Source organism: Allobosea sp. P1_A7 (assembly GCF_056406775.1).
This window is the reverse complement of sequence record NZ_JBFTZN010000045.1, coordinates 19,983-27,915: the sequence shown is the minus strand read 5'-3', so window position 1 is coordinate 27,915 and position 7,933 is coordinate 19,983. Positions and strand designations below refer to the sequence as shown.

The following is a 7,933-nucleotide window of genomic DNA, read 5'->3' as shown; positions in this document are numbered from 1 at the left end:
ATGTCGGCCTCGTCGAATGGAACGAGTCAGGCCCCTGGAGCGAGATCGTCGGCCCGGTCAGGGAGCGCGGCGGTCCGGCCGGCCTGATCCTCCGGGGCGGCCGCCTGGTTGCCGAGTGGGGCGACACGGCCCGCGCCGACATGACCTTCTCCATCGCGAAGAGCTATATCGCCGTGCTGGCGGGGCTTGCCGTCGCCGACGGACTGATTCGCGATGTCGACGAGCCGGTGGCGAAAACCGTCGACGGTCCCTGGTTCGAGGGCGCGCAGAATGCGACCATCACCTGGCGCCATCTCCTGCAGCAATCGAGCGAATGGCAGGGGGAAATCTTCGGCAAGTCGGACCAGGTCGATCATAACCGGCAGATCGGGCCGGGCGCCGACAACAGCCGCAAGGGCGAGCAGCGCGCCCTCAAGCCACCGGGCAGCCACTACGAGTACAATGACGTACGGGTGAACCTGCTGGCCTATTGCCTGCTGCAGCGCTTCCGCAAGCCGCTGCCCGAGGTCCTGCGCGAGCGCATCATGGACCCGATCGGGGCCTCGCAAGGCTGGGAGTGGCAGGGCTACCGCAATTCCTCGGTCGAGATCGACGGCCGGAGCGTGCAGTCCGTGCCCGGCGGCGGCCATTGGGGCGGCGGCCTCTTCGTCAGCGCGCGCGACCACGCCCGGCTGGGCCTGCTCGTAGGGCGCGGTGGCGCCTGGGCTGGCCGTGAGCTGCTATCGCCGGCCTGGATCGACGACATGCTGTCGCCTTCACCCACGCTCGAGAATTACGGCTATCTCTGGTGGCTCAACCGGGGCGCGGCGGCCCGGCCGAATGTTCCCGCCACGGCCGTCTTCGCGCTTGGTGCCGGCGTCAACGCAATCTGGCTCGATCCCACGCAGGATCTCGTTGCGGTGCTGCGCTGGATCGACAAATCCGCCCTCGACGGCTTCGTCGATCGCATGCTCGCAGCGGCCCGCTAGGCGGGTTTGCCGACGGCTGGTCGCCCTGACCGGGCCCTGTGGACGGTGGAGCCGCAGGTCCCCGCCTGAGCCCGGCGGAGACCGGTTCAAAGCATGGGCGGCAGTGATTCGCGCCGTCCGCCCTCAAGGGATGGGCGGAGCCCCCTGCCGCGTATCAGACGGCATTCGGACATCGCGGCTGCCCTTGCCATTGAGGCACCAAACGCAAAAACCCGGATACCGCTCTTCAAAGCGATATCCGGGTTTTGTGAAATGGTGGGCGCGACAGGGATCGAACCTGTGACCCCTACGATGTCAACGTAGTGCTCTCCCGCTGAGCTACGCGCCCGTCATGCCGTGACGATAATCTGCCCTGGCAGTCGGAACAGGTTCGGCCTTGCGGCGTGTCCCTGTTGCGAGGTTGAGCGGGCTATAGCCGCTCATTTCGCGCCTTGCAAGACGCTTGATTGCAAAAAGCGCTCAGGCTGCGAGCAACTTCTCGACCTCGTTCACCAGCTCGCGCAGATGGAAGGGCTTCGACAGCACTTTTGCGTCCTTCGGCGTCTGGGAATCGGGGTTGAGCGCAACTGCAGCGAAACCTGTGATGAACATCACCTTGATGTCGGGATCGAGCTCGGTGGCGCGCCGCGCCAGCTCGATGCCGTCCATCTCCGGCATGACGATGTCGGTCAGCAGCAGTTCGAAGGGCTCTTCACGCAGGCGATTATATGCTGAAAGCCCATTATCGAACGACGCCACGTCGTAGCCCGCATTCTGCAGGGCCTTGACCAGAAAGCGGCGCATGTCGTTGTCGTCTTCAGCGAGAAGTATCTTGGTCATGGGCCTGCTTCGTCCGTCCCGTTCGGCCTATCGATAGAGGCCGCCCACCCCGGACAACCCCTTCTCTGTTTCGTCTCGCCCGATTCGGCATTCCGAGCCAACGCGCCGAAGCGTTATCGCCTGCCCGGAGCGCTTGGAACACTATCGCAGTATAACGCGCCAACATGGTAAACAAGGCGTGAACGCGATGTTCGATTCAGCGCCGAATTCAAGATCGCTTCATCCGCTCGGCAATGTGTGCTTCAGTCCTCGTGCATGACCATCTCGTCCGGTAATTTTTCTGCTGAAGCCGCCGACATCGTCGTCGAGATCGAGCGCCCCTTCAGCCTCTATCAGCCGCCGCTCCAGGTCGTGCCGGTGGTGGTCGACGTGCCGCATGCCGGCCGTCGCTACCCTCCCGGCTTCGTGGAGCGAGCACGATTGCCGCTGCGCTCGCTGCGCCGCTCCGAGGATGCCTATGTCGACCGGCTCTTCGCGCAGACGGTCGCCCTTGGTGCGCCGCTGCTTGTGGCCGAATTTCCGCGTGCCTTTCTCGATGTGAACCGCGAGCCCTATGAGCTCGACCCGCGCATGTTCGACGGCCGCCTGCCCGCCTTCGCCAATACCCGCTCGATGCGGGTCGCGGGGGGGCTCGGCACAATTCCACGCATCGTCGGAGACGCGCACGAGATTTATTTTGGCAAGATTCCGGTGGAGGAAGCACTCGCCAGGATCGACGAGCTTTATCGCCCCTACCATGCCGGGCTGCGCAGCCTGGTCCAGCGCACGCAAGGCGCCTTCGGCACCTGCATTCTGGTCGACGCCCACTCGATGCCCTCGACCGGGCTCGACCGCGACGGGCTCGCCAAGTCGGATGTGATTCTCGGTGACCGCTTCGGCACCAGCGCCGCCGGCTACATCATCGACATCGCCGAGGAAGCCTTTCGTCGGCGTGGGCTCAGCGTCACGCGCAACCGCCCCTATGCCGGTGGCTTCATCACCGAACATTACGGCGCTCCGGCCTCAGGCGTGCATGCCCTGCAGATCGAGATCAACCGGTCCCTCTACATGAACGAAGCGACCCTGGAGCCGCATACCGGTTTTGCAGAGTTGGAGCAGGCGATCGGCACCGCCATGGCGGAGTGCTTCGCGCATTGGAGCGGCTGGCTCGACGATTGGCGCGAAGCTGCGGAATAGCCTGTTTTCTCAGAGGCTTGCGATGACGGCATCGGCGCAGCGCAGAAAAAAGGGCCGCGCACTTTCGTGGCGGCCCAAGTCTAGGGAGGAAACGCCCAAGGAGGGCAAACGAAGGCTTGAGGTGATCGCCCCTTCGCAGTGCACAATATGACTGTGCAGCGCAAAAAAGCAAGCTCCTTTATCGAAAATCTTATGAGCCATGCGCCGCACGCAATCCAAAACTGCTGATTTTCCGTCAGATTCCTTGTTTTCCGACGACGAGCGCCGCTAGAAGAACCGAGCGAGCAGGCTGGATCCTGCATTTTYGCTGCGCAGCATAGCGCAGCTCCGGAGAGCAAAGATGAGTGCGGTTGATTTCGGCGCCTTCGTCGCGGAACTCGCGACCCAATCCGGCCAGGCGATCCTGCCCTTCTTCCGCGCCAAGCATGCGACCGAGGACAAGTCCTGCGGCGGCGTGTTCGATCCCGTCACCGAGGCCGACCGCGCCGGCGAGAACGTGATGCGCCACCTGATCAAGCGCAATTTCCCCGAGCATGGCGTGCTCGGAGAGGAGTTCGGCACGGAGAACGGTGAGGCCGAATATGTCTGGGTGCTCGACCCGATCGATGGCACCCGTGCCTTCATCTCCGGCATCCCGGTCTGGGGCACGCTGATCGGCCTGACCCGCGAGGGCGTTCCGGTTTACGGCATGATGCACCAACCCTTCACCGGCGAGCGCTATTCCGGCGACGGCCGACAGGCACGCTATGAGGGTCCGGGCGGGCCACGGGTGCTGCGCACGCGCCAGAACGGCGAGCTGGCCACCGCGACGGTAATGACCACCAGCCCAAAACTGTTTCAAGGTGCCGAGCAGGAAGCCTATCTGCGCGTCGAAAGCGCGGTGCGCCTCGCCCGTTACGGCTGCGATTGCTATGCCTATTGCATGCTGGCCTCGGGCCATGTCGATCTCGTCATCGAGAGCGGGCTGAAACCCTATGACATCGTCGCTCTGATCCCGATCGTCGAAGGCGCCGGCGGAATCGTCACCTCATGGGATGGCGGCAGTGCCGCCAAGGGCGGACGCATCATCGCCGCCGCCAACAGGACGCTGCATCAGGCCGCCCTCGCCCTGCTCGCCGGCTGAGCCGGCCCCGGCGATCGCTTCGCCGGGAATGAATGCATCGAAGGCCGCCCAGAACTGCGCGCGGACGGCATCCGTTTCCATCAGGATCTCGTGACGCGCAGTCGGCAATATCAATGCCGAACCGGTCTTCAGCCGCGCCGCGAAGCGCTCGATTGCAGGCGTCGAGACCACCGGGTCGCGCCCGGCTGCGATCACCAGCGTCGGCACCCTGACCTCTAGAGGCGCCGAGGGAGCCGCCAGCCGGTTCATCAACCGGAACGCGGTCCTGACCCAGCCGACGGTCGGATCGCCGATGCTCAGCTGGCGCGCCGCAGCTGAAAGCGCGGCGTTCCGGGCATAGCGGACGGGGTCATTCGTCAGCCGATTGCCCTGGAATGGCTTGGTCGCGATCGCCGTGTCACCGCCGCCAGGCACGAAGGCGCTGCCGAGGCCGAGCMAGTACAGCACGCTTGCGAGATAGCTAGCCGCCCGTGGCCGCTCGACCATGGAGAGGCCGAGCATAGGCGCGAGCGCGACCAGTCGCGAGACCGGCAATGCGTTGCGCCGGGCGGCGTCGAGGCACAGCGCCGCCCCCATCGAATGCGCCAGAACGAAATAGGGACGCGGCAGCCGGGCCTGCATTTCCGCCATGGCAAGTGCGAGGTCGGTCTCGTAATGCCGCAGACGGCCGACATGCCCCTTGCGTTCACGCGAGACGAAGCGTTGCGAACCGCCTTGGCCGCGCCAGTCGAAGGCGAGAACGTGGAAACCGCGGCGGCGCAGCTCGGCGATCGTCTCGCTGTAGCGTTCGATGAACTCCGCGCGCCCCTGGATGATCACGACGGTACCACGCACTCGCTTTACTGTCGGGTGCCAGCTCGCGAAGCGGAGCCTGGCTCCGTCGCGCGCCAGGGCAAGCCAGACCTTGCCATGCCCGGGAACCGGGTAGTCGGGGAGGGAAAAAAGCTCGGCCTCGGCCATCAGGCGCTCCGAATCGCGGCGACAGTCCCGGGCGGATGCCCTCGGTTATGCCCGCTCGAGGCGGCTCTTGAAAAGCTGAAATCGCTCCCCAATTCCTGGTCACGCAGGCCGATACCGGCTGCGTGAACCTGAATGGGGCCTGTGCTCAAGACGAGGCAGGCTCGACCAAACGTCGCTTCTTCTGGAGGACATCATGCGTCACTTCGATCTTTCCCCGCTCTATCGCTCGACCGTTGGCTTCGATCGTCTGTTCAACCTGCTCGACCAGGCGACCAGCGCTGAAACCGCGCCGACCTATCCGCCCTACAATATCGAGCGCACTGCCGAGAACGCCTACCGCATCTCCATCGCGGTCGCCGGCTTCTCCGACAGCGACCTTGCCATCGAAAGCAAGGAAAACACCCTGACCGTACGCGGTGAGAAGCAGGTTTCCGAAAGCGCCGAGAAGCGCGAAGTCCTGCATCAGGGCATCGCCGCACGCGCCTTCGAACGCCGCTTCCAGCTCGCCGACTATGTCCAGGTGACCGGCGCGAGCCTCGAGAACGGCCTGCTCCATATCGATCTCGTCCGCGAGATTCCCGAGGCCAAGAAGCCGCGCCAGATCGCCATCGGCGGCAAACCCGCCAAGGTGCTCGAGGCCAAGGTTTCTAAGGCCGCGTAACACGCCCAGCCCAGGGCTGGCAGACAGAGGGCGCCCCCGGTTTCCGGGGGCGCCCTTTTCACGCCTGGAATTGGCGATCGTCTCTCAGTCGAGAGGCGCGACCGGAACGGCAGGCGTCGCCGGGCGCGGTGTGGAGGGCGCCGGATCCTCGATCTGGACCGGTGGCAGCTCGACCGGCGAAGCCTTGATCTCGGGCGATTCAGCCTTCGCAAGCGGCGGCTTGTGCTCGGGAGTCTCCGTTCCGCGAACATCGTCGGGGTTCACCAGCTTCGGCTTCTCCTCGCCGGATGGCGTGGTCGGGCCCGGCGTCGGCGCGACGGGTGTTGCCGGCGTGGACGGAGCCTCGGTTGCTGGCGCACGAGCCTGGGCAGGAGCCTGCTCGACAGGTTTTGCCTGTTCGGCTGGCGGTGTCGGCGCCGCCGGAGACGGGGGCATGACCGTTGCAGGCGCGCTCGCCTCGGCGGGGGGAGCTGGCGCCTTCTCCGGTTCAGGAGCCGGCATCGGTGCGGCCGGGGACGCCGGAACGACTTGGGCAGGCGCGTTCGCCTCAGCCGGAGCCTTGAGCGAATCGGGGCGCTCCGGCGGGAGCGGCAGCAACCGCGGTTGAGCCGGGGCATGCTCACGCGGATCGACGCGCGCGACATCCGGGGCGGGTCCCCTCATTCGTTCAGGAGTCTGCAGGTTCACCCGCCGGACGAGATCGCCGCTGAAACGATCGAAGATCAGCCGTACGCGCCGGCCATTCGCCATGCGCCCATCGACCACAAAATCGGACTCGGTGCGCGTGGTGCGGTCGACCTGGGCGAGTCTGTGCTCGCGGATGGCGATCTCGGCGATGCTCCGTGAAGACAACGGCGCAGGCGGCGGCGCATAGCGATAGCCGTAACCATAGCCATAAGCGCGACGCGGCACATATTCGTAGCCATAGTCGTAATAATACTGCGCGGCGGCTCCACCGGCCGAGCCCGCCAGCGCGCCGGCAACAGCCAGGCCGATCAGCGCGGCGCGCGAGCGCGCGGTCGAAACAGAAGCCATATCTCCATCCTTGTTAACGGACCGAACGGGGGCTTCAGTCTTCCTTAGGGATTACGGCACCCATGCGGCGTCAATCAGGGGATATTTCAGCGAGACGGCGCGTTCAGCAGCGAGATCAGCTGTTCGACATCCTCGGAGCGCGTCGCAAAGGACATCACGAACCGACCGACAATATCGCCCGATGCAAGCGCTGCATCGTCKGGAAGCGCGGTGTCGGACCAGGCGTGATAGCCGACCCCGGCCGCCTTCAGGCGCTMCTGCGTTGCAGCATCGAGGACGAGAAACGCCGTATTGGCCTCGCAGGGCCAGGCCAACCGCACCGAGCCGCCTCTCGCAACCGCCTCGGACAGCCGGGACGCCATCGCGTTGGCGTGGCGCGCCAGCGCCAGCCAATGGCCGCCGGCCAAGAGGCCCTCGAATTGTGCGCCGATCAGCCGGCCCTTGGAAAGAGTATGACCGGCCCGCTTGCGCCGCCATTTCATTTCAGCAGCCAAGGCCTGATCGAAGAAGACCACGGCCTCGGCTGCCCAGGCGCCATTCTTGGTGCCGCCAAAGGACAGGACGTCGACGCCCGCCTTCCAGGTGATCTCGGCTGGAGAGCAGCCCAGCGTGACCAGCGCATTGGCAAAGCGGGCGCCATCCATATGCAGCTTCAGGGCGCGTGGCTCGGCCGCCTGCTTCAGGGCCCGCACCTCGTCGGGACGATAGACCAACCCGCATTCGGTTGCCTGCGTGATCGAGACCGCCTGCGGCTGCACCTGATGCAGCGCGCCCTCGCGCATCCGCGCCAAGACCTTGGTCACGGACTCAGGCGTGATCTTGTTGCCGGTACCGGGCAGGCCGATGAGCTTGGCGCCGTCGCCGAAGAATTCCGGCGCGCCGCACTCGTCATCGGCGACGTGGCTTTCCTGATGGGTCAGGACCGCGCCCCAGGGGCGCGTCAGGCAGGCCAGCGCCAGCGCGTTCGCAGCCGTGCCGCTGGTCACCAGGAAAACCGAGACCTCATGCTCGAACAGCTCGGCAAAGAGCCGTTCGACGCGCTGGGTCCAGATATCGGTGCCATAGGCGGCCGCTGCGCCGTCATTGGCGGCCGCGATCGCGGCCATCACCGGGGCGCTCGCACCCGCCGTATTGTCGCTGATGAAGTTCATGAACGAGCGTTAGCGAGGCGGGCGCGCCCTGCCAAGCGCA

Annotated in this window: 8 protein-coding genes and 1 tRNA gene; 4 read left to right on the top strand and 5 right to left on the bottom strand. The window is 65.5% G+C overall.

Features of this window, described 5'->3' with window-relative positions; genetic code table 11:
• Positions 1-968, top strand: a 968-nt coding sequence (locus AC1D34_RS10405) for a serine hydrolase domain-containing protein (RefSeq protein ID WP_476824188.1), incomplete at its 5' end; no start/stop codon positions are given.
• A 253-nt stretch (positions 969-1,221) separates the two neighbouring features.
• Here the strand turns inward: AC1D34_RS10405 and AC1D34_RS10400 are convergent.
• Positions 1,222-1,296, bottom strand: a tRNA-Val gene (locus tag AC1D34_RS10400).
• A 131-nt stretch (positions 1,297-1,427) separates the two neighbouring features.
• A complete protein-coding gene (gene cpdR, locus AC1D34_RS10395) occupies positions 1,428-1,787 on the bottom strand; it encodes a cell cycle two-component system response regulator CpdR (protein WP_038363805.1) in 360 nt (119 codons plus the stop codon).
• Positions 1,788-2,042: 255 nt separating this feature from the next.
• On the opposite strand from cpdR, the gene AC1D34_RS10390 reads away from it, so the two are divergent.
• Together AC1D34_RS10390 and hisN are read left to right on the top strand one after the other, a co-directional pair.
• Complete coding sequence (locus AC1D34_RS10390; RefSeq protein WP_476824187.1) at positions 2,043-2,963, top strand: N-formylglutamate amidohydrolase; 921 nt, start codon at positions 2,043-2,045, stop codon at positions 2,961-2,963.
• Positions 2,964-3,303: 340 nt separating this feature from the next.
• The gene (gene hisN / locus AC1D34_RS10385; RefSeq protein ID WP_069879102.1) at positions 3,304-4,086 is read left to right on the top strand and encodes a histidinol-phosphatase; all 783 of its coding nucleotides are present in this window, start codon (positions 3,304-3,306) and stop codon (positions 4,084-4,086) included.
• Here hisN and AC1D34_RS10380 read toward each other — a convergent pair.
• On the bottom strand, positions 3,991-5,046 hold the full coding sequence (locus tag AC1D34_RS10380; protein ID WP_476824186.1) for an alpha/beta hydrolase: 1,056 nt from the start codon (positions 5,044-5,046) through the stop codon (positions 3,991-3,993). The two genes, hisN and AC1D34_RS10380, sit on opposite strands and share 96 nt — an antisense overlap.
• A 193-nt stretch (positions 5,047-5,239) precedes the next feature.
• On the opposite strand from AC1D34_RS10380, the gene AC1D34_RS10375 reads away from it, so the two are divergent.
• Positions 5,240-5,707, top strand: a complete 468-nt coding sequence (locus AC1D34_RS10375; RefSeq protein ID WP_441487913.1) for an Hsp20 family protein — start codon at positions 5,240-5,242, stop codon at positions 5,705-5,707.
• 84 nt (positions 5,708-5,791) lie between these two features.
• Here AC1D34_RS10375 and AC1D34_RS10370 read toward each other — a convergent pair whose 3' ends face one another.
• Together AC1D34_RS10370 and AC1D34_RS10365 are read right to left on the bottom strand one after the other, a co-directional pair.
• Positions 5,792-6,742: a hypothetical protein gene (locus tag AC1D34_RS10370; RefSeq protein ID WP_441487912.1), complete on the bottom strand. Its 951-nt coding sequence runs from the start codon at positions 6,740-6,742 to the stop codon at positions 5,792-5,794.
• A gap of 86 nt (positions 6,743-6,828) precedes the next feature.
• A complete protein-coding gene (locus AC1D34_RS10365) occupies positions 6,829-7,893 on the bottom strand; it encodes a threonine aldolase family protein (protein WP_476824185.1) in 1,065 nt (354 codons plus the stop codon).
• Positions 7,894-7,933: the final 40 nt, after the last annotated feature.

What these genes read in the sequence shown, in the direction of transcription:
- hisN (WP_069879102.1), top strand. Translation starts at nt 3,304, where the DNA reads ATGAGTGCGGTTGATTTCGGCGCCTTCGTCGCGGAACTCGCGACCCAA.
- cpdR (WP_038363805.1), bottom strand. Translation starts at nt 1,787, where the DNA reads ATGACCAAGATACTTCTCGCTGAAGACGACAACGACATGCGCCGCTTT.
- AC1D34_RS10370 (WP_441487912.1), bottom strand. Translation starts at nt 6,742, where the DNA reads ATGGCTTCTGTTTCGACCGCGCGCTCGCGCGCCGCGCTGATCGGCCTG.
- AC1D34_RS10375 (WP_441487913.1), top strand. Translation starts at nt 5,240, where the DNA reads ATGCGTCACTTCGATCTTTCCCCGCTCTATCGCTCGACCGTTGGCTTC.
- AC1D34_RS10390 (WP_476824187.1), top strand. Translation starts at nt 2,043, where the DNA reads ATGACCATCTCGTCCGGTAATTTTTCTGCTGAAGCCGCCGACATCGTC.